Raw genomic sequence first — 21,202 nt, forward strand, 5'->3', positions numbered from 1 at the left:
ATGGCCCAGCTAGCCCCGCCGGTCGCCGCGATCCGGCTCGCGGTCCGTCGGGCGTTGGCCGAGCTGCCGGCGTACGGGCCGGTGCTGGTGGCCTGCTCCGGCGGGGCCGACTCGCTCGCCCTGGCCGCGGCCACCGCGTTCGTGGCACCCCGGGCGGGCCGGGGCGCCGGCCTGGTCACCGTCGACCACGGGCTCCAGACCGGGTCCGCCAAGCGGGCCGAGGCGGTGGCGCGGTGGGCGGAACAGGCCGGTCTCGCGCCGGTGGAGGTGATCCGGGTCGACGTCACCGGTCGGCCGGGCGGCCCCGAGGCGGCGGCCCGCGAGGCCCGCTACCAGGCGCTGGTCGAGGTGGCCGGTCGGCACAATGCGGCGGCGCTGCTCACCGGGCACACCCGGGACGACCAGGCCGAGACCGTGCTGCTCGCGTTGGCCCGAGGTGCCGGCCCGCGCGGGCTGGCCGGCATGCCGGCCAGCCGGGAGTTGGACGGGGTGCCGCTGCTCCGACCGCTGCTGGAGATCGACCGCGCGCAGACCCGGGCGGCGTGCCGGGCGCTCGGCCTGACGCCCTGGGAGGACCCGCACAACCACGACCCCGCGTACGCCCGGTCCCGGGTCCGGTCCGATGTGCTGCCCGCGCTGGTCCGGGCGCTCGGGCCGGGGGTGCTTGACAACCTCGCCCGCACCGCCCGGCTGGTCGCGGCGGACAACCTCGTCCTGGACGATCTGGCCACGGCGGCGTTGACCGAGGCCCGGCATCCCGAGGGTGGCCTGGCGGTCAAGGTCCTCGCCGACCTGGCTCCCGCGGTCCGCGCCCGGGTGCTGCGGGCCTGGGCCCACGAGTTGGGCGCACCGCCGGCCGCGCTCTCCCATCGGCACGTCAACGCGCTCGACACGCTGGTCACCGCCTGGCGCGGCCAGGGGGCGGCGTACCTACCCGGCGGGTTGCGGGTGCTCCGCAGCGCCGGCCGGCTGCTGGCGGCGGCGCCGGATCAACCGGTCGGTACGCGGTCGCCGGATCAACCGGTCGGTACGCGGTCGCGGAACGTACGCCGGTAGGCGTGCGGCGTGGCGCCGACCCGGCGGGTGAAGTGGTGGCGTAGGGCTGCGGCATCGCCGAAACCCGAGCGGTCGGCCACCGCTTCCACGGTCAACCCGGTCTCCTCGAGCAGCCGGCGGGCGAGCAGCACCCGCTGGTTGGTCAACCAGTCGTGCGGGGTGGTGCCGGTCTCCGCGCGGAAGCGGCGGGCGAACGTGCGGGGTGCCATGCCGGCCCGGTGGGCCAGCTCGTCGACCGTGATCGGCTGCTCCAGCCGTCCCATCAACCACTCCAGGACCGGCTCCAGGGTGGGTGCCTCCGGCATCTTGGCCATCGGCGCCTCGACGTACTGGGCCTGCCCGCCGTCGCGGTGCGGCGGCACCACCATCCGCCGGGCCAGCCGGATGGCGGTGGCCGAGCCGTGCTCCTGGCGGACCAGGTACAGGCAGGCGTCGATGCCGGCGGCGGTGCCGGCGCTGGTGAGCAGCCGGCCGTCCTGGACGTAGAGCGAGTTGCAGCGGACCTTGGCCGCCGGGTGTCGGCGTTGCAACTCGTCGACGTGCCGCCAGTGGGTGGTGCACTCCCGGCCGTCCAGCAGACCCGCCTCGCCCAGCAGGTACGCGCCGGAGCAGACGCTGAACAGGTGGGCCCCCCGGTCGGCGGCGCGGCGCAACGCGTCACGCACCTCGGGCGGCGCGGTGCTGGCCTGGTCATGCGCGGGAACGGCGACCAGATCCGCCTCGTCGAGCGGGCCGAGGTCGGCGTTTGGCACCAGGTGGAAACCGGCGGAGGTGCGCACCTGAGCGCGCTGCGGACCGCACACGTCGAAGCGATAGCCGGGCAGCCCGTCGGCCGTGCGGTCAGTGCCGAACACCTCGGCGAGCACGCCCAACTCGAACGGGGCGACCCCATCCAGGACGAGCACGGCGACCGATCGGAGCATGTGACCAGGGTAACCGTAGGGGTGGCAGGAAATCCATCATGGATGGCATCTCTGCCACTTTTCGGCGGTTGGCGAGGCGCGCAGACTGATGTTGTCCGGTGCGCACCGGCGGCGACAAACCACCAGTAACCATCTGAAAGTGAGCGCCGCCATGGGATTCCTGTTCCTGCTGTTCTTTCTCCTGCTCCTCGCCGTCGCCTCGGCCGCCGGCCTGACCGCCGACAGTCGCGACTCGGCCGACTGGAAGCCGTCCGACGGCGGTCGCCGCTGGCGATCCCGCCTCAGCTGAGGTGATTAGCGCGCTTCGCCGGAAAAATCCGGGCCGGGGTCGCCCGAAAAGGGGCGGCCCCGCCGACGGGTCACCCGGGGCGTACGGCAGGCTAGGGTCATGGCTGACGGCTCCTGGTACGACGCCGACATCGACCACGTGATCATTTCCGAGGCGCAGATCCGCGAGAAGATCGCGGAACTGGCCAAGCAGGTCTCCGCGGACTATGCGCACGTCACAGACGGGCTGCTGCTTGTCTGTGTGCTCAAGGGGGCGGTCATGTTCATGGCCGACTTCGCCCGGGCGCTCGGTCGACAGGGGCCGCCGGCCGAGTTGGACTTCATGGCCATCTCCTCGTACGGGCAGGGCACCACCTCGTCCGGCGTGGTGCGCATCCTCAAGGACCTCGACCGGGACATCGCCGGTCGGCACGTGGTGGTCGTGGAGGACATCGTCGACTCCGGCCTCACCCTCTCCTGGCTGCTCCGTTACCTGGAGTCCCGGTCGGCGGCGAGCGTCGAGGTGGTCGCGCTGTTCCGCAAGCCGGACGCGGTGAAGGTGCACGTACCGGTCAAGTACGTCGGCTTCGACATCCCGACCGAGTTCGTCGTCGGCTACGGCCTCGACTTCGGCGAGCGCTACCGCGAGCTGCCCTACGTCGGCGTGCTCAAGCCGGAGGTCTACGCCCGGTCCTGAGCTGGCCCGGGGCCGGTCGCCGGCCTCGGTCGGCGTTCAGCCAGCTCTCAGCTGGCCGGGCTACCGTGTACCCCGGTGGTGGGGAGGTCCGCTCCTGGCCACGCCGGTCGAATCCCGGTTCGCCGTACGCGTAACTGCTGGGCTCGCCAGCTCACATCCGTTCCACACGGTGTACCGTCGAATGACCGTGGTGCGGCAGCTTCGCGCCTCGGGGTCAGGGCCGGCCCGCGCGGCGGCTCCGGCAGCCGCCCCGGCGGCGACACCCAACAGTCGGTCAGGACGTCGATCAGGAGGATGCGGGCGTCTCGGCGCTCGACAACAGCATGGAACGTACGCGTTTCTTCCGCCGACCGGTGTTCTGGGTCATCCTGGTCATCCTCGGCGCAGTCGTGCTCAGCCAGTTGTTCACCAGTGGCCCCAGCTACCACCGGGTGGACACGTCAGTCGCGCTCGACCAGCTCAACAAGGGTGGCATCGAGAAGGTCGTCTTCCAGGACAAGGAACAGACGATCCAGCTCGAACTCGCCGAGGAGGCTGAGTTCGGCAAGACCACCACCAAGCTGATCGAGGCCCAGTTCCCGTACGAGGTCGGCAACGAGGTCTGGAACCAGGTCCTCGACGCCAAGGCGAACAACCGGGTGACCGGGCCGGCCGACACCGAGGTGTCGTCCGACAGCATCTGGGTCAGCCTGCTGGTCAACCTGCTCCCCATCGTCCTGCTCGTGCTGCTGCTGCTGTTCTTCATGTCGCAGATGCAGGGTGGCGGCTCCCGGGTGCTCAACTTCGGCAAGTCCAAGGCGAAGATGATCACCAAGGACACCCCGAAGACCACCTTCGCGGACGTCGCCGGCTCCGAGGAGGCGGTCGAGGAGCTGCACGAGATCAAGGACTTCCTCCAGAACCCGGCCAAGTACCAGGCGCTCGGTGCCAAGATCCCGAAGGGCGTGCTGCTCTTCGGCCCGCCCGGTACCGGTAAGACCCTGCTCGCCCGGGCGGTCGCCGGTGAGGCCGGGGTGCCGTTCTACTCGATCTCCGGTTCGGACTTCGTGGAGATGTTCGTCGGTGTCGGTGCCAGCCGGGTCCGTGACCTGTTCGAGCAGGCCAAGGCGAACGCGCCCGCCATCGTCTTCGTCGACGAGATCGACGCCGTCGGCCGGCACCGGGGCGCCGGCATGGGCGGTGGCCACGACGAGCGCGAGCAGACCCTGAACCAGCTGCTCGTCGAGATGGACGGCTTCGACGTGAAGGGCGGCGTCATCCTGATCGCCGCCACCAACCGGCCCGACATCCTCGACCCGGCGCTGCTTCGGCCGGGCCGCTTCGACCGGCAGATTCCGGTCGACGCCCCCGACATGGAGGGCCGCAAGGCCATCCTCCGGGTGCACGCCAAGGGCAAGCCCTTCACCCCCGACGTCGACCTCGACTCGGTGGCGAAGCGGACGCCGGGCTTCAGCGGCGCCGACCTGGCCAACGTGATCAACGAGGCGGCTCTGCTGACCGCCCGGAAGGATCAGCGGGCCATCAGCAACGACTCGCTGGAGGAGTCGATCGACCGGGTGATCGCCGGACCGCAGCGCCGGACCCGGGTGATGAGCGACCAGGAGAAGAAGATCACCGCGTACCACGAGGGTGGACACGCGCTGGTCGCCTGGGCGCTGCCGCACGCCGCGCCGGTACACAAGGTGACGATCCTGTCGCGGGGACGCTCGCTGGGCCACACCCTGGTGCTGCCCACCGAGGACAAGTACACCCAGACCCGCGCGGAGATGGTCGACACCCTGGCGTACGCGCTGGGCGGGCGGGCCGCCGAGGAACTCGTCTTCCACGAGCCCACCACCGGTGCCGGCAACGACATCGAGAAGGCCACCGCACTGGCCCGCGCGATGATCACGCAGTACGGGATGAGCTCCAAGCTCGGCGCGATCAAGTACGGCACCAGCGGCGACGAGCCCTTCCTCGGCCGCAACATGGGCCACGAGCGGGACTACTCCGACGCGGTCGCCGCCGAGATCGACGGCGAGATGCGCGCGCTCATCGAACTGGCCCACGACGAGGCCTGGGAGATCCTGGTCGAGTACCGGGACGTCCTGGACAACATCGTGCTCGAGCTGATGGAGAAGGAGACCCTCTCCACCGCCGACATGGCCCGGATCTGCGCTCGCGTGGTGAAGCGCCCGCCAATGGCCCCGTACAACGGCTTCGGCAAGCGCCAGCCCTCCACCGAGCCGCCGGTGCTCACCCCGGCCGAGAAGGAGGCGCTGAAGGTGCAGGCCGAGGCGGACGGCGCCCAGGCCACCGTCGGCGGGGCGAGCTCGAACAACTCGGACGGCCCGCACTGAGCACCGACGACCCGGCGGCCAGTCCCCCCGACCGGGGGCTGGCCGCCGCCTCCGCCACCGAGCCCGACGACAACCTCGACTACATCGCCGCCCGGCTGATCAACGGCAGGCTGGCCGGACGACCGGTCGAGGACACCATGGACCTCGGCCGGATCGAGAAGGCGGTCCGCGAGATCCTGATCGCGGTCGGCGAGGACCCGGACCGCGACGGTCTCCAGCAGACCCCGGCCCGGGTGGCCCGGGCGTACGCCGAACTCTTCGCCGGCCTGCGGGTCGACCCGGCCACCGTGCTCACCACCACCTTCGAGGCCAATCACGAGGAACTCGTACTCGTCCGGGACATCGACGTGATGAGCCTCTGCGAGCACCATCTCCTTCCGTTCCGGGGCAGCGCCCACATCGGCTACATCCCCGGCCCAGACGGTCGGATCACCGGCCTGTCCAAGCTGGCCCGGCTGGTCGAGGTCTATGCCCGGCGCCCGCAGGTGCAGGAGCGACTCACCGCTCAGGTCGCCGACCTGCTGATGGAGCGGCTCGCCCCGCGCGGCGTGGTGGTCGTCCTGGAGTGCGAACACATGTGCATGGCCATGCGTGGCATCCAGAAGTCGGGCGCAAAGACGATCACCTCGGCGGTCCGGGGCACCCTGCAACGGGACGCCAAGTCCCGCGCCGAGGCGATGGCTCTGATCATCCCCCGCTAGGCCACCGGGGTGCGCGCGTGGCGGGCGCTCACGGAGCGAGCAGAGCCAGGACGATCCCGGCGGTGGCCACCAGCGCCGGGATCAGACACGCCAGCGCGCCGAACCGCGGAGTACGGTCCACCCGGTCGCCGGGCCGGGCCGGGAAGAGCCGCCCGACCGCGAGCCAACCCGCGCCGAACGCGACCGCCGGTGCCGGCAGCCCCACCACAAGCGCCACAACCATGATCGGGCTGGTGCCGGCGAACAGGTACACCAACAGCAGGAGCAGCGGAACGATCAGCCCCAACGGGCCGTACACCAGCAGGTTGCGCGCCCGCGGCGACCAGTGGGCCACCCGGGTCAGCCCGCGCGCGGCGAGGCTGTCGTCGGCCCCCTGCGCCCACCGCCGGGCATCACGCAGCGCCGCCAGCGCCGCCGACGGGCCACCCGACATCGACCTGGTCGCCTCGGTCAGCTCCGGTGGTGTCGGTGCCAGCGAGATCGGCGGTACGCCCAACTCCCGCAGCCGGGTCTCCTGTGACGCCAACCGGGTGCGTACGGCCGTCAACTCCTCCCGGGCCGCCTGGACCGTACGGGCCTGCTCGCTGGCGGCGGTCGCCGCGTCCCGGCGTATCCCGTCGAGCTGACGCGCGGCGGCCAGATACTCGGACCACGCGGCCGCCACCGGATTCTCGGCTTGCAGCGGTGACCCATCGCCACTCCGCTGCCGGACCGGCTCGGTGGCGACGGTTCGCGGCTGGCCTCGCGTCATGCCGGTCCCCCCTCCTCGCCGTCCGGTACGCGGTACGGCACCAGCACGATGCCGCGTTCGTCCGGACCGTCCCAGAGCACCACCCGGTCGGGGCGCGGCCGCCACTCCACCGTCCGGCCGAAGACCGGTGTGAGCTGGGCACCCGGTACACCCGCCACCGCCACGGCGGTCAGCTTGTCGACGGTCTCCTCCGGCCCCACCAGAGCGGCGAACGACGGCACCGTACGCCACCAGCCGAGCAGGTGCTGCCCGGCCGGCGGCCCGTCGTGCAACAGCGTCCGCAGCCGCGACGGCGGCAACTGCTCCGGCGACGCCACGTCCAGCCCGAACACCACCAGATAGGCCGGCTCACCGGTCTCCAGCGCGGCGAACATCGTGGCCAGCTCGACCGTCTCGACCGGATGCCGCTCGGCCAACTCCACCACCAGGTCGTCGGCGAACGACCGCGCCTCGGCATCTGGCGCGGCGACGATGAACCGCGCGCTGCCCGGCGGATGGTGGGCCGCCGTGCTTCGAGCGGCCATCGCCAACAGTCGGGCTCCCTCCGGTCGCGGACCGAGGACGGCGAGGTTTCGCCCGGCGGCCGGTCCGAGCGGCACGGCCACGGTGCTCCGCGCGACGTCCACCGCGCGCCCCAGCAACGCGGCCGGGGCCAACGACTGCCCGGCCAGGGCCGCGCGATAGCGCGGATCGTTGCCCAGCAGCGGACGGGCATAGCCGGCAAAGACCACCGGCGGCCTGCACTCCTCCGTGCGCGCCGCCCAGAGCCGATGCCGCAACTGCTCGACGGTCTCCGGCGCGTCCTGCGGATCGGGGAACCGGACCATCCGCTCGTGTCCCCGGATCGCACCCCGGGGACCCCCGAGCCCGCCCGCGGTGTTCACCACCGCGCTGCCCACCGGTAGGCCCGCTGCGGCATCGTTTGTCGGCTCCAGCACCGCCCCGCCACCCGGCAGCGCGACCCGCACCGGGAACTGGCCGAGCAGTGAGTCCCGGTGCCCGCCGTCCGCGCGGGCACCCAGCCCCAGGTCACCGTCGCCGGCCAGGACCAGATGCACACCGTACGCCCGGCCGGTGCGGGCCAGTGCGTCCAGCCGGGCGGCGGCGTCAGCGGCGAGTCGATCCCGATCGGCGAAGAGCAGCGGCACACTGTCCACCACGCAGACGATCCGGGGTAACGGACGATGTGCCCGCAGCTCGGCGAAGCGTTGCCCACCGGCGCGGGCGGACGCCTCCGTGCGTCGGCGGACCTCGGCCACCAGCTGATCGAACAGGTCGAGTACGTACTCCCGGTCGGCTGCCATCGCCGCTGCCCGGACCTGCGGGATCCAGGAACGGTCCCGCTCGGTCTGCAGGAATTCCGCGAAGGACTCACCCGCGCCGAGATCGACCAGATACAGCGACAGTTCCTCCGGGCCGTACCGGGCGGCGAGGCCGAGCAACGCCGTGGTCAGGAAGGTGGAGCGACAGGCCGACGACCGGCCGTTGACCAGCCAATGTGGGGTCAGCTCGGTGAAGCCGAGCGACACCGGGCGGCCACCGGCGTCGCCGATCGTGGTGCTCAGCCCGTCGCTCGCGTCCGCCTGCCACAGCTCCTCCTCGACCGGTGGCAGCAGGTCGGCAAGGGACAACCGGCTGCCGGCCTCGACCTGCGCCGCGATCCGCCGGCAGACGACGTCGACCAGCTCGGCCGGTGGATCCGGCTCGGGAAACACCGGCGAGTTCAACCCGCCACCGGCACCCGGGGTGGTGAAGGGAGCGCCGGGCGGATCGCCCAGCAGGGCGTACGCCGTACGCATCGCCATGGTCGTGGTCCTGGGCAGCGGAGTCCGGCCGGCCGGCGGCCAGCCCGCGACGACCAGGTGCAGCCCGGCGGCTGGCCCCTGCTCGGCGAGCGTCTCGAGCCGCGCCAGGTCGGCCGGCTCGGTCCCGTCCGGCAACGCGGCGACAACCAGCAGCAACATCCGGTCCTGCCGGCGGGGACCGAGCGAAGCCGCCGCCATCCATCGCTCCGCCTCGGCCAGCACGGTCCGCAGTCCATCCGGATCGGTGGCCGGTGGGGACAGCACCCCGGTGTCGCCGAGCGCCGCGAACGGTGCCAGGGCCGTACCGGTCACGTCCACCACCCGGACCAACAGCGCTCCGGCCGGGGTCGCTGCCAACAGCCGCAGCAGCACGCCCCGGAGCAGCCCGACCACCCGTGGGTCGTGCGCGTCGGCGTCCACCGTCAGATGGCCGGTGCCGAGCAGGGGTACCAGCGCGGGGAAGCGCGCGTCGTCCAGCGGCGCGGCGGTGCCGACCCGGACGAAGGGCGGCGGTCCTTCCCCTGCGGGGGCCGTAGGTTCGACGTCCTCCAGGGCGGTACCGGCCCAGCCGGGCGCAAGGACGGTAGCCGCGGCGGACAGCCGTTCGGCCAGCGCGTACTGGCGACGCTGGTCGGCGGGTGCGGGGCGTACGTCGTCGAGGACCCCGGCCGCTGCCGTCACCGTCGCGGCGGCCCGGCGGTGCAACGCGGCGGCACGCAGCGTCCGTGCCTTCGGACCGCCCACCGTGTCCACCTCCTCCGCCCGAGGTCGGCACCCACTCGCCGGGCAGAGACGACGGTATCCCAGCGAAGGCCCGACCCCCGGGATGCAGGGCGGCGATGCGTCGATGTTGTCGTGGATCTCACCGATCGGCAGGGATCGGTCACGATCTGCCAAATCTGGGGCATTGGGTCCATGGCGTCCAGCCGATAGCCTCAGGGGGTGGAATCAGTGCCGCCCCCCGCCGGTTCCCAGGTGTCCCGCGTACCGGCGCAACGGACCCCGCCGGAGGAACTGGCCCCGCCCGCGGTCGCACCAGCACCGCAGCGGCCCCGCCGACGGCTCCGGATCGTGTTGGCCGTGGTCGCCGGGACGGTTGCGGCGTTGTGTCTGGGCGGCGCAGTGGCCGGTTACCTCGTCTACGACCGAGTAACCACCCCCGACCGCAGCGCGCCCGACGTGGTGGTGGACAACTACTTGCGCGCGTTCTTCGTAGATCGCAACGATGTCCGAGCGAACCTATTCGTCTGCGAAGGAAAGCCTGATCTCGTTGCAGTGCATGCGCTGCGAGAGGAGATTGTGCGCCGCGAGTCTGACTTCGGTGTCGTGGTGCGAGTCAGTTGGGGGCCGCTCACCGAATTTGAGACGCCGCAGGGGCAGTCGGTCCAAACTACCCTCACAATTTCAAGCTCCGCCGATGGCGAGTCACGAAGTAGTAGACGCGAAGACTGGGTTTTCGATGTAAGTGATGATGCTGATGGATGGCGAGTGTGTGATGGGCGGATGGTGCCAAGCTGATGTCTACTCGAGCCACAGGAGATGAACCGGTACCTCCAGAGTGGTCGGTGACTGGCCGCGCCAGGCCCAGCGGTACCACTCCATCTCGGGCGTGACCCGTACGCAGATGTCGCCCTCCGCACCCGAGTAGGTCTCGGTCACCGCGCGCAGATCACGGTGCTCGACGGACCCGACCATGTGCACCACCCGTCGACCGACGACCGAGTCGGCCTCGAAGACCGGAGTCGGAGGTCGATGTGCCGGGGCGTCGAGCGATACGAGTCGGATGCCGCCCCCGTCCGCCGTCGTGGTGGTCCGTGGAGCCACCGTCTCCACCCAGACCCGCTCGACCGGCACCAGCGGTGCGAAGACCTCCACCTGATCGGACTCGGCGCGGTACCACTCGTGCTCTGGGATGACCGGCACGTACGTGCGGCTGTTCTGCACCACCCGCTCGTCGGCCCGTAGGTCGGTCCGCCAGCCGAGGCCGGGCAGCCCGACCAGCACCCGTTGCCCGCGCAGCTCGACCCGCCCTGCGGCCGGCAGTACCTCGATCGGGCGAGGTGGCTGAGGTGCCCAGTCCGGCTGATCGGCGAACGGGTCGGGGAACGGCTCGGTCATGACGGCGCTGGGCTCACCCGGCACCCTTCAACGGTGCGCCCTTCGACCGCATGAACGGCACCGGGTCGATCGCGCTCCGGCTGCTGCGGTCGCCGTCGGTGTGCACCTCGAAGTGCAGGTGCGGGCCGGAGGAGTTGCCGCTACTGCCCACCTCACCGATCACCTCACCAGCCTGAAGGGTGTCCCCGACGGCGACCCTGGGACGACTCACCATGTGACAGTAGCGGGTGACGATGCCCTGGGCATGCAGGACGTCGACGAACCAGCCGCAGCCGCCCTTGCCCGGCCAGCCGTCCACGTTGCAACTGTGCCGGCCGCGCCGGTCGGGATCGCAGCGGGAGACCAGGACCCGGCCGGTCGCCGCGACCCGGATGAGCGTGCCTTTGGGGGCGGCGATGTCGACCCCGTTGTGTGCCGGACGGCTGGCGGTCCGGAAGCCGGATCCGACGCCACCAGGGATCGGCGCGGTCCAGCCGGAGGCAGCGATCTCGCCCGAGGCAGCGGCGTCGCAGACCTCCTCTCCGCCGATCAGAACGGTCCGGGCCGCGCCGCCGGCGAGCGCGTCAACGATGCGGGCGGCCAACTCCTCGTGTTTGGCGTAGGCGTCGGGAAAGGCGCTGACCTGGACCCGCTGGGCGGCCACGGTCAGCGGCAGCTTCTGCCAACCGGGCAGGTCGACCAGCTTCTCGTAGAACTTGCGAGAGGTGTATTCGGGGTTCATTCGCTGGGCGACGGAGCCCCAGGACGGGCGTTGCTGGAACAGGCCGACCGAGTCGTGGTCCGCACCGACGCCCTCGTGGGGAATGTTCAGTGACTCGGGGACCGTACGGTTGGCGAGATTCAGCAGCCGCGACTCCTGCATGGCGGTCGCCACGGCGATCACCCATCCGCGTGGTGGCACCTTCATCTCCTGGCCGGCCACGATGATCCTTGCGGCGTTGCGGAGTTGGCGTTCGCCGTACCCCGCGAATCTGGGCATCTTGCCGGTTACGTCGACCTCGAAGTCGTCGGTGCACTCGATGCTTGCCGGGGTCAATTGCTGCTCCGCCGCGTTGCCGCCCAGCTCGGTGAGGAAGAAGGCGCTGGTGCCGCCGGTGCAGCACAGGAACGCCAGCGCTGCCGTGAGCGCGGCGGCGAGCGCGCCGACCCGGATCGGCCTGCGGCGGGGGCCGCTCTGGTCACTCATCCTTGCTCCCAGTCCACCGCATCAACCAGCCACCGCCCGTCTGGCGCCACGAGCTCGAGGCGGAGCTGTCCGGTGTCGAGCGGGACCAGCGCCTCCACGAAGGTCTCACTCCGGGGCTGTACCGTCACCTCATCCGTCACCGCACCGGCCGGCACCCTGGTCGGGTCCGTGCCGGCGAGTTTGTCGGCCAGGGCGGCGGTCGAGAGGGGCCGCAGTTCCTGGTGCCAGCCTTCGGCGGTCAGCCCGGGCCGGCCGAGCCAGGCCGCCACGAAACGCTCGGCTACCTGGGCTGGCGCGGCTTCGCCAGGGCTCGTGACCGGGGACGGTGTGGTGGTTGTGGAGATCGCGCCGTCATCGCCCGTGCTCGGATGCACCGTGGTGATCGGCTCCGTCGGCCGGTTGCTCAACCCGACCGCGGGGTCACCGGGTCCGGCGACCAGCCGGGCCGCCCCGACCACGCCGAGCACCAGGACGGCGATGCCGAGGGCCAGCCCCAACCGGGACCGCAACACCCGGGTAAGCAGGAACTCGATGGTGCGCCGCACGACGGTCACCGGGCCTCGGAGCGGATCCGGGGTGCCGGCCTTTCAGGTGCCCGCTCCGCCGAACCCGGCCGGTAGACGACGAATGACGGGTTCTCGTCCGGGACGTCCGGCTCGGTCCAGGCGGCGGGCTGTCGGCGGCGCGGGCGGGGCGCGGCGGGGCGGGTCTCGGAGCGACGCTCCTCCGTCTTGTCGGGGGCTTCACCCGCCTCCCGACCATCCGGCCGCTTGGCGACCGCGGGCGCACCGCTCGGAACCGGGTCCGGGCGGGCCTCCGGGCGCATCTTCGGCTGCTCGACGACGACCGTCCGGCGCCGCCCAGTGCCCGGTTCCGTGGTGCCGCCGGGTTCGGCGACGTCGAGCCGGGCCGCGGTGCGCATGTCGCGGAAGAAGCGCCGATGCCAGGATCCGGCCGAGGTGACCGCCTCACTGCTGTCCTTGCCGCCGAGCTGCGTGATCCGCCGGTAGGGGCGCAGCAGCAGCCAGCCGACCACGCCGCACAACCAGACCAGCACGACCTGCAGCCAGCCGGGCAGGGTGGGCGTGCTCATGATGAGGTCCACCGCGAAGAGATAGATGGCCGCCCCGGTGCCGAAGATCGCGATGTTGAAGAGTGCGGCCACCACGGCGTTGCCGAGCCGGCGTAGGCCGGCACTGGCCGGGCGGAGCAGACCGATGGTACCCAGGATCGGTGCGGCGATCACCGCCCACCGGAAGATCAGGAAGCCCAGCAGCACGAGTAGGGAGGCGGTCAGGTCGAACATCGCGAACAGCAGCGCGGCGAGCACCGCGATGAAGCCTGCGCCTACCCGGTCCATGTCCCGGACACCCTGCAGGTACTCGTAGGCTTCCGGGTCCTCCCGCTCGATCTGCGCCGCGACCGTCATCCACTGCTGCTTCTTGGCGTTGATGGTGGCTTCCCGAGTCTGGGGATTGGCGCGGACCTTCTCCGCCTCTTCCCAGGAGAGCGCCTTCGCGTCGTAGAGGGCGGCACCGTACTTGCGGGCGGTTTCGCTGTCGGCGGAGCCGAGCACGCCGCGCAGCCAGTTGCGGTAGAGCATCGACTCGGTGGCCGTGTCACTCGCCCGCACCGCCGGGGGTCGGTTGTCCTTGCAAGCTGCGGGATTTGGATCATCACATTTGTCTGGGGGAGTGTTTTTCATGGTTGGCCCGACGGCGTTGTGTACGACGCCGAGCGTGGAGACGAGAGCACCGTCGGCGAGGTTGGCGGACTTGACCGGCCAGGCGGCCAGCGCGGTGACCGCGACCATCACCACAAGCGCCCAGCCCGCCGTGGTCATCGCGGTGCTCATGTCGGACTGGCGGGAACGCCAGAGTAGGTAGAGGCCGACGACGCAGAGGGTGACGATGCCGAAGACGCTGAACACCTTCTGGTAGATCGCCTTGGTGGCCTGGTCCACAAGCGGATCCGCCCACCCCCACATCGTGCCCGGCTCCCAGGCACGCTCCCGCAGGGCGTTCGAGGCACCGATGATCGCCGTAGCGATCATGAACTCGCCGTTGGCGATGGTGTTTGTGAACTTGTAGTCCGGATGCAGCAGGGTGGTCGCGCAGCCTGTTTCGATCTTGTACGTGCTGTAGCTGTAGCCGGCGTAGCCGTAGTCGCTGTAGTAACCCTTCGGCCCGGGCAGCTTGGAGGCCTCCGGCCGGGACGCGAACCATCCGGCGATACCGGAGTCCGGTGCGGTTGGCGTGGGAGGATTCAGGCAGGTCGCCTCGGACTCCGCCACCTGCTGAAGTTTGGCGACGCAGGCGCGGAAGTCGACCTGCCATTCCTGGGTCGTGCAGAGGTCGGTGGGGGCCTGGTACGCGACCGGGGCGGCGTACGCCGGTGTGCTGGTGAGCCCGGGCCAACCGATCGTGGCCACGGCGAGTACGCCGAGTGCCAGGAGGAGCGCCGTGATCCGTACCCGGGCCCTCGCCATGTCAAGCCTCCATGTCAGGCAGCACGGTCGGCAACACCCCGGCAGCGGCGGCGATGGCGGCGGGAGTGGTGTCGAGATGATCGAGCAGACCGTCCACGTAGGAGACGTCGACGCGTACCTTCTGGACCCGACCGTCGACGTCGCGCATGACGAACTCACGGAAGCCGAGCCGGTGGGCGGAGGTCGCATCGGCGGTGGAGAGCGAGGCGAGGGTCGCCTCGTACCCGTCGTCCACCGGAACGCGCAGCAGCCGGAGCGCCTCGGAGGCGATCTCCGCGTCCTCGGCGATCCGGCCGACGAAAACGGTGGAGACGAGGTTCTGTACGTCGAGGCCGAGGATGTCCCGGGGGTTCTGCGAGGCGACCAGCGCGGCGAGGTTCCACTTCCGGGAGTCGCGGGCGAGCCGGACCAGGAAGGAGCGTCCGGAGCGCCACCCCTCCATGAAGTGCGCCTCGTCCAGGCCGACCAGCTTCCGGGAGGACATCGAGCCGCCGTAGCAGCGGCGTACCGCCAGTCGGTGCGCGGTGTGCAGCATCGGCAGGGCCAGCGACTCCTCTGCCGACCAGTATTCGCGCTCGATCTTCAGATCGGGCAGTCGGAGACCGGCCATGGTGATCACGGTGAGCGCCGCGTCGGGGCCGAGCAGCCCCTCCGGCGGACGGCCGAAGAAGAGCATGGCCAGCGGCATCTCGGCGGTGTCCAGCAGCAGGTTGGCCAGTTCCCGGCCGGCGTCGTCGTCGAGTTGCCCGAGGCAGCTGACGACGTCGTCCAGGGTGGAGGTTTCCTCGGCGGGTACCTGTCGTACCGCGTGCCGGAACAGGGTGGCGGTCGACGCCTCGCGGGCGACCTGGGGCGGCACCAGCATCATGCAGATGTCCTGCACCAGCATCCGGCGTTCGGCGCGGGCGTTGGAGACCGCGATCTCGAACTCGCGGTCGCCGGGGGGACCCGCCACGAACTCGCTCCGCAGCGGCGTCGGGATCAACGAGTACGGTGCCAGCGTGCCGTGTTCGGAACCGGTCAGGTTCAACACGCGGGAGTAGGGACGCAGCTCCGGCATCGCGCAGAGCCGGGCCAGCGGGCCGGACGGGTCGAGCAGGGTCACCTGCACGCCGCGTCGGGCGGCGAGGTATCCGAGGGCGCCGAGCAGGGTCGACTTGCCACCACCCGGTTCGGCCACGAAGACCGCGAGGCCGGAGCGTTCGCGAACCTCCATCGGGAAGTGCAGGTCGAGGAAGACCGGCCGGCGGCAGGTGCCGGCGGTGCGTCCGATCAGGTCGCCGCGCCGGTCACCCACCGTGGAGGCGGCCTGCGGCAGCGCCGCCGCCAGCAGGTGAACCGGCATCCGCCGGACGTAGCCGGTGTTGGCGATCGGCTCACCAGGGATGAATTCCCGGGCCAGCCAGTCCTGGTTCTTCGGGTGTTGCAGCGAGATGCGCAGCTCGCGGGAGTAGAGCTGGATCAGTCGGCGGGCCCGCTCCAGGCACTCTTCCCGGGTCCGCCCACCCACCGCCAGTCGATGCCAGCCGTGGGCGCGGGCGGAGTCGACCGGCAGGCCGGTGGTCATCTCGTCACCGATGACCAGCGCCCGCTTGGCCAACCGCTCCAGCTCCGGTGGCGCGTCGATGCCGTGTTCGGCGTAGTCGAGCTGCTGCGACCGGATCATTCGCAGCCGGTGTTCGAGGTTGCGGAAGGAGTCACCGGAGCCCAGGATGTCGACCCGGGTGGAGAGTTCCATCGGCCAGGGCAGCCGCTCGTGGAAGTGCAGCCAGGGCTCGTGGCGTTCGGGTATCTCCAGCGGCTCCATCCGGCCCACGGCGAGGACCGCCACGTGTCGTTCCTCGCCGGTCATCCGGTTGACCAGCTTGACCGTCGAACCGTAGGGGGTGCGGTAGCGCTCCACCTGCTCGGTGAGGGCAAGCAGGTCACCGCGTTCCCAGCGCCCGTTGGTGATGGGCGAAAGCGCGCCGGGGGGCGCCATGCAGAGCGCCACCGACCGGTAGAGCAGCCACTCCAACTCCTGCGCGGTGACCCGCCGCCCGCGCATGCCGAACGCACCCAGCACCTCGTCGAACTGCTCGACGGTGCGGCCGAGCTTTCGTCGCTCGCCCTCGGCGACGCCGCGGCCGAAGGTGCGTAGCAGCCGTTCGGTGAGCGAGTCGCCGAGTGAGCGGCGGGCGAAGGTCACGCCGAGGTAGGTCTGGCCCTCGGCGTGGTTCACCGAGAGCAGGTGCCGCTGCGCGGCCACGAGGTGGTCGGCCCAGCCGGTCGTGCCCGCCACGTCCGGCAGCGGCGCGGCGGTGTTCGCGTCGATGGTGCGGGCCCACTCGTCGGCCGGGAAGGGGCGGGTGGTGCGGCGCAGGTGCAACCGGAACCCCGCCAGGCCGGCGTACTGCTCGGAGATCGCCGAGAGCAGCGCCTCGCGTTCCGCGTCCGGTCGGAAGGCCCAGCGCACCTCGGGCAGCCAGTACCAGGCGGTCACGGTGTTGGGGGTGAAGGTCAGGTGACCGGCGATCTCGGTTATCGCCAGCTCGACCGCCGGGTCACGATCCCCGAATTTGATCTTCGGGGGCCGGACCCGGGCGGGCTTGATCGGCCGATCGCGGCGGTCGACCGAACGCTGCCGGGGTGGCGTGACGGCGCGGGTGGCGGGCGGGGCCTGCTCCGGTGCCCGGGGCGGGGGAGCGATCGCGGGGGCCGGTTCCTCGGCGGGCGGTCGAGCGGCCGGGCGCCGCTCTGCCGCCGGCGCGGGCCCCGGTGACGGGAGGGTGGTACGGGAGGAGGGCGTGCTGCCCGGGTCGGCGGCGGGCGCGGTGGCGTCGTCGACCGCTCGGCTGGTTGCCGCGGTCGACGGGGGACCGGGCTGGGCGGGCACCGCCGGCGGTGCCGGCCGGCGGGTCGGCGGTGCCGGTACGGCGGGGGCCGCCTGCTGCGGCAGGGCGCGTGTCGGAGCGCCGTTGGGCCGGTGGGCGGCGCCCGGGCGGGCGTACGCACCACCGAACAGATCCAGGAAGGGCGAGTCGATGTCGGCGCCGTCGTGGGCGGCCGGTGTGGACTCGGCCGCTGCCGATCGGCGCGCTGCCGGGCGGGGCGCCTGGAAGACGCCGACGCTGCCGTGCCCCGGGGTGTTTGCCAGGGCCGGATCCAGGGAGGCGTCGTCGATCTCGCCGGATTGCGGGTAGTCGAATGAACGCGCACGGTTACCGTGCGCCGCGGCCGGGTGCCCGGCCGGGGATCCCGGCGTGGAGGAGCGGCTCATGAGATCGCCCTGCCCGGATTGGCAGACCTTGTCGAGCGATCGCGTTTCCCGGGGTTGCCCGGCAACCCAACGAGCGGACCGTACGGCGTGCAGCCGGTCATGCCAGTTCCTCCCGGATCCTGATCCCGCTGCCGACCAGGCGCGGGTCGCGCTGCTCGGCGGCCGGCTCCCGGGTGCGTCGCCAGTCGGTCAGCGCGGTACGGATCACCATGCGCGCCGGCCGATCCGGGTCGACGTACCGGAAGACGAACGAGGTGGTCACGATGGCGAGGGCGATCTCCCACGCGGGGAAGAGCTCGACCTGCAACGTGAACAACCAGTGGATGAACATGTAGAGGGGAACGAGCAGGATGAAGAGCCCGTACTGGGCGTACGGCAGGTGGACCGGAAGGGTGTAGCCGGGCGGCCCGAGGTAGACCAGGCGGGCCCGGTAGATGTCGTCATCGGTGCGCAGCCGCATCTCGTGAACCGCGCCTACTGGAAGATCAGGTTGATCAGGAAGTCGCCGATGAAGAAGAGGGTGGCGGCTCCGGCGATGAAGGCCAGTCCGACGATCGCGATGGCGGAGCTGGTCAACACCTTGGAAATCTCGCCCCGGCTGGCGCGGCCGATGAAGATGACACCCAGGACGGCCAGTAGGATCGGAGCGATCTTGCTGGCGAAGAAGGTGACGACGCCCTCGGTGTTGATCCCCTTCGGCTCCTCGGCGGCGAGCGGGATCGACGACGCCACAGTGGAGAGCAGGTGGAGGGCGTTGGTGGACGCCGTTTCCATCAGCTCGATGGCGATCACTGGAACCTCCCCAAGTCGCGGCCGGCGACGCCGCGGTGGTGCAGTAGGCAAGCCTTACGGGATCGATGCTCAACCTGTGCAGCGGTCAAGACCGTGTGTGTTTCGCTCGCCACGGAAAGTGGCGATTTTTGGGCGAATTCTCCCGCTTCGGCCCTCCCTAGCCGCGTCGTCATCTCGATGCCGGGCAATTCCACAGCGTACGGGCCGCCCCCCTTTGCGACAAGCCGCGAAGAGGCTGCCCGATGCGGCCCGGACGACCGATCGTACACCTGTTCCAATTCGCATGTCAGGGCTGCGGACCCGGGCCGTTCGACGCGGCCGTTGAGGCCGGTACCGTCTAGTCGTGACCGAGCTGGTACGGGCCCCGGCCCCGGTGGTGATGGGCGTCCTGAACGTCACGCCCGATTCGTTCTCCGACGGCGGACGCTACGCCGACGTCGATGCCGCCGTCGCACACGGCGTCCGCCTGCGTGCCGAGGGGGCCGGGTTGGTGGATGTGGGTGGAGAGTCGACCCGCCCCGGTGCCGACCGGGTGGACGCCGAGGCGGAGAGCGCCCGGGTGCTGCCGGTCATCCGGGCGCTGACCGGAGCCGGCGTACCGGTAAGTATCGACACCACTCGCGCCCGGGTCGCCGAGGCCGCCCTCGCGGCCGGCGCGGTGGTGGTCAACGACGTTTCCGGCGGCCTGGCCGATCCGGACATGGCCCGGGTCGTCCGCGACGCCGGCTGTCCCTGGGTGCTGATGCACTGGCGGGGCCACTCCCGGCGGATGAGCGAGCTGGCCAGCTACCGGGACGTGGTCGCCGAGGTGCGCGCTGAACTCGACCAGCGGGTGGCGGCGGCGCTCGCCGCCGGGGTGGCCGCGGACCGGATCGTGCTCGATCCGGGGCTCGGTTTCGCCAAGACGGCGGCACACAACTGGCAGCTCAGTGCCCGGCTGCCCGAGTTGCTGGAGTTGGGCTACCCACTGCTGTTCGGAGCGAGCCGCAAGTCCTACCTCGGTCTGCTGCTGGCCGGACCCGACGGCACGCCGCGACCCACCGCCGACCGCGAGGCGGCCACCATCGCCACCAGCCTGCTCGCGGTCGCCGCCGGTGCCTGGGGGGTGCGCGTGCACGACGTGCGCGCGACCGTCGACGCGCTCGCCGTCTGGCAGGCCACCGGCCGGCCGAAGCTGGCCTGGCCGCCCGCCACCGCACCGCCCGCCGAGAGCACGACGCCGCCCGTCGGGACCAGCGCACCGCCCGCCGAGAGCACGACGCCGCCCGTCGGGACCACCGCACCGCCCGCCGGAAACGCATCCGGCCCCGCCGATCATGACGCAGACCCGGGAGTACGCCGATGACCGACCGGATCGAGCTGACCGGCCTGCGGGCGTACGGCCGGCACGGGGTGTACGACTTCGAACGCGCCCGAGGGCAGGAGTTCGTCGTGGACGCCGTGCTGGAGTTGGATCTCGGCTCCGCTGCCCGCTCCGACGACGTGGCCGACACCGTGCACTACGGCGAGCTGGCCGACCGCCTGGTCGCGGTGGTCACCGGCGAGCCGGTCAACCTGATCGAGACCCTGGCCGACCGGCTGATCGAGGTCTGTCTGGCCGATCCCCGGGTCAGTGGCGCGACGGTCACCGTGCACAAGCCCGAGGCGCCGGTACCGCACGCCTTCACCGACGTCGCCGTCACGATGCGCCGGACGCGGACCCGATGACCCGCGCCGTGCTCTCCCTCGGCAGCAATCTCGGTGACCGGCTCGGTCACCTGCGTACCGCCCTGGCCACGTTCGGCGAGCACGTGCTGGTGGTCTCCGGCGTGTACGAGACCCCACCGTGGGGCGACACCGAGCAGCCGGCGTACCTGAACGCGGTGCTGCTGGCCGTGGACCCGGCGGCCGGGCCGTACGACTGGTTGGCGCGGGCCCGGGCGGCGGAGCACGCCGCGGGCCGGGTCCGGGATCCGGCGCGGCGGTTCGGGCCCCGCAGCCTCGACGTCGATGTCGTGGCGGTGTGGACCGACGACGACCGGCCGGTGCTCAGCGACGACCCGGAGTTGACCCTGCCGCATCCGCGGGCGCAGCTGCGGGCCTTCGTGCTCCGGCCGTGGATCGACATCCAGCCCTACGGCCAGCTGCCGGGACACGGGCGGCTGACCGACCTGCTGACCTCCGGGCCGGCTGCGGCCGAGGTCGCGGAACTGCGCCCCCGACCGGATCTGACGTTAGAGTCGGGAGCATGACGCAGTCCCCACCTCCCGACGGGCCGCGGATGGGACCGACCCGCATCTCGACCCTGGTGGTGACCGCCCTGGCCGCCGCGGCGGCCGCCTGGTTGCTGATCAGCAGTCTCTACTACAACCGACTGCCCCCGCTGCCGTGGCTTCCGGTGGTCACCCTGGCCGGTCTCGCGGTGTTGGAGGCGTACGCGGCGATCAACACGCGGGGACGGATCGACCGTCGGCCCGGTCGGGAGCCGGTGAACCCGCTGATGGTCGCCCGGTTCGTGGTCCTCGCCAAGGCGTCCGCCCTGGTCGGGGCGATCTTCGCCGGCTTCTACGCCGGGCTGACCGGCTGGTTGTTGGTGCAGACCACGCGGGCGGCCGGCGAGGACCGGCCCGCCGCCGTCGCCGGCCTGCTGGCCTCGGCCGCCCTGGTCGCCGCCGCGCTCTGGCTGGAGCGGTCGTGCCGGGTCCCGGAACGCCCGGAGGACGAGCACGAGCCCGACGACCGGGAAACCCGTCCGGGACGGCGGTAGAGAAACCGGCTCTGGCGATCGTCGGGCTCCGGGACGGGTCCGCCGCGCCGCCGGATCGGCGTCCGCCTGCGCTG

20 protein-coding genes are annotated in these 21,202 nt (G+C 71.5%); 10 read left to right on the plus strand and 10 right to left on the minus strand.

Annotated elements, in window-relative coordinates; all coding sequences use genetic code 11:
• On the plus strand, positions 1-1,056 hold the full coding sequence (gene tilS, locus AC507J_RS08170; protein WP_496288457.1) for a tRNA lysidine(34) synthetase TilS: 1,056 nt from the start codon (positions 1-3) through the stop codon (positions 1,054-1,056).
• Here the strand turns inward: tilS and AC507J_RS08175 are convergent.
• Positions 1,017-1,979 carry a GlxA family transcriptional regulator gene (locus AC507J_RS08175; protein ID WP_496288458.1) on the minus strand — a complete coding sequence of 321 codons (963 nt, stop codon included), beginning with the start codon at positions 1,977-1,979 and terminating at the stop codon, positions 1,017-1,019. The genes tilS and AC507J_RS08175 overlap by 40 nt on opposite strands.
• A gap of 139 nt (positions 1,980-2,118) precedes the next feature.
• Here AC507J_RS08175 and AC507J_RS08180 point away from each other — a divergent pair, with 139 nt between their 5' ends.
• The 4 genes from AC507J_RS08180 (at position 2,119) to folE (ending at position 5,983) form a co-directional block, all read left to right on the plus strand.
• The gene (locus AC507J_RS08180; protein WP_496288553.1) at positions 2,119-2,268 is read left to right on the plus strand and encodes a hypothetical protein; all 150 of its coding nucleotides are present in this window, start codon (positions 2,119-2,121) and stop codon (positions 2,266-2,268) included.
• A gap of 99 nt (positions 2,269-2,367) precedes the next feature.
• Entirely contained in the window at positions 2,368-2,943 is a 576-nt protein-coding gene (gene hpt / locus AC507J_RS08185) for a hypoxanthine phosphoribosyltransferase (protein WP_341717964.1), read from the plus strand.
• A gap of 323 nt (positions 2,944-3,266) precedes the next feature.
• Entirely contained in the window at positions 3,267-5,282 is a 2,016-nt protein-coding gene (ftsH, locus tag AC507J_RS08190) for an ATP-dependent zinc metalloprotease FtsH (protein ID WP_496288459.1), read from the plus strand.
• 83 nt (positions 5,283-5,365) lie between these two features.
• The gene (folE, locus tag AC507J_RS08195) at positions 5,366-5,983 is read left to right on the plus strand and encodes a GTP cyclohydrolase I FolE (RefSeq protein ID WP_496288545.1); all 618 of its coding nucleotides are present in this window, start codon (positions 5,366-5,368) and stop codon (positions 5,981-5,983) included.
• 28 nt (positions 5,984-6,011) lie between these two features.
• On the opposite strand, the gene AC507J_RS08200 is transcribed toward folE, so the two are convergent.
• On the minus strand, positions 6,012-6,734 hold the full coding sequence (locus tag AC507J_RS08200) for a hypothetical protein (RefSeq protein ID WP_496288460.1): 723 nt from the start codon (positions 6,732-6,734) through the stop codon (positions 6,012-6,014).
• Positions 6,731-9,292 carry an FtsK/SpoIIIE domain-containing protein gene (locus AC507J_RS08205; RefSeq protein ID WP_496288461.1) on the minus strand — a complete coding sequence of 854 codons (2,562 nt, stop codon included), beginning with the start codon at positions 9,290-9,292 and terminating at the stop codon, positions 6,731-6,733. The genes AC507J_RS08200 and AC507J_RS08205 overlap by 4 nt, the downstream gene beginning before the upstream one ends.
• A gap of 198 nt (positions 9,293-9,490) precedes the next feature.
• Between AC507J_RS08205 and AC507J_RS08210 the strand changes: the two genes are divergently transcribed.
• A complete protein-coding gene (locus AC507J_RS08210; protein WP_496288546.1) occupies positions 9,491-10,057 on the plus strand; it encodes a hypothetical protein in 567 nt (188 codons plus the stop codon).
• Positions 10,058-10,060: 3 nt separating this feature from the next.
• On the opposite strand, the gene AC507J_RS08215 is transcribed toward AC507J_RS08210, so the two are convergent.
• The 7 genes from AC507J_RS08215 to AC507J_RS08245 form a co-directional block, all read right to left on the minus strand.
• Entirely contained in the window at positions 10,061-10,657 is a 597-nt protein-coding gene (locus tag AC507J_RS08215) for a hypothetical protein (protein ID WP_496288547.1), read from the minus strand.
• 13 nt (positions 10,658-10,670) lie between these two features.
• Positions 10,671-11,843: a M23 family metallopeptidase gene (locus AC507J_RS08220; protein ID WP_496288462.1), complete on the minus strand. Its 1,173-nt coding sequence runs from the start codon at positions 11,841-11,843 to the stop codon at positions 10,671-10,673.
• Complete coding sequence (locus AC507J_RS08225) at positions 11,840-12,397, minus strand: hypothetical protein (protein ID WP_496288463.1); 558 nt, start codon at positions 12,395-12,397, stop codon at positions 11,840-11,842. The genes AC507J_RS08220 and AC507J_RS08225 overlap by 4 nt, the downstream gene beginning before the upstream one ends.
• Positions 12,394-14,331 (minus strand): MFS transporter, encoded by a 1,938-nt coding sequence (locus AC507J_RS08230; protein ID WP_496288464.1) that lies wholly within the window; start codon positions 14,329-14,331, stop codon positions 12,394-12,396. The genes AC507J_RS08225 and AC507J_RS08230 overlap by 4 nt, the downstream gene beginning before the upstream one ends.
• Before the next feature lies 1 nt (position 14,332).
• Positions 14,333-17,590, minus strand: a complete 3,258-nt coding sequence (locus tag AC507J_RS08235; RefSeq protein WP_496288465.1) for an ATP-binding protein — start codon at positions 17,588-17,590, stop codon at positions 14,333-14,335.
• A 97-nt stretch (positions 17,591-17,687) separates the two neighbouring features.
• On the minus strand, positions 17,688-18,050 hold the full coding sequence (locus AC507J_RS08240; RefSeq protein WP_131301716.1) for a hypothetical protein: 363 nt from the start codon (positions 18,048-18,050) through the stop codon (positions 17,688-17,690).
• 14 nt (positions 18,051-18,064) lie between these two features.
• The gene (locus AC507J_RS08245; RefSeq protein ID WP_111241848.1) at positions 18,065-18,382 is read right to left on the minus strand and encodes a hypothetical protein; all 318 of its coding nucleotides are present in this window, start codon (positions 18,380-18,382) and stop codon (positions 18,065-18,067) included.
• A gap of 343 nt (positions 18,383-18,725) precedes the next feature.
• Here AC507J_RS08245 and folP point away from each other — a divergent pair, with 343 nt between their 5' ends.
• Genes folP through AC507J_RS08265 form a run of 4 tightly spaced genes read left to right on the plus strand, consistent with a single transcriptional unit; the run spans position 18,726 to position 21,128 of the window.
• Positions 18,726-19,727 (plus strand): dihydropteroate synthase, encoded by a 1,002-nt coding sequence (folP, locus tag AC507J_RS08250; RefSeq protein ID WP_496288466.1) that lies wholly within the window; start codon positions 18,726-18,728, stop codon positions 19,725-19,727.
• The gene (gene folB, locus AC507J_RS08255) at positions 19,724-20,089 is read left to right on the plus strand and encodes a dihydroneopterin aldolase (RefSeq protein WP_496288467.1); all 366 of its coding nucleotides are present in this window, start codon (positions 19,724-19,726) and stop codon (positions 20,087-20,089) included. The genes folP and folB overlap by 4 nt, the downstream gene beginning before the upstream one ends.
• Positions 20,086-20,613, plus strand: a complete 528-nt coding sequence (folK, locus tag AC507J_RS08260) for a 2-amino-4-hydroxy-6-hydroxymethyldihydropteridine diphosphokinase (protein WP_496288468.1) — start codon at positions 20,086-20,088, stop codon at positions 20,611-20,613. Before folB ends, folK begins: the two co-directional genes overlap by 4 nt.
• A 29-nt stretch (positions 20,614-20,642) precedes the next feature.
• Positions 20,643-21,128, plus strand: a complete 486-nt coding sequence (locus AC507J_RS08265; RefSeq protein ID WP_496288548.1) for a DUF3180 domain-containing protein — start codon at positions 20,643-20,645, stop codon at positions 21,126-21,128.
• The last annotated feature ends 74 nt before the right edge of the window (positions 21,129-21,202 follow it).

This window comes from Micromonospora sp. PRAS1 (assembly GCF_059553435.1).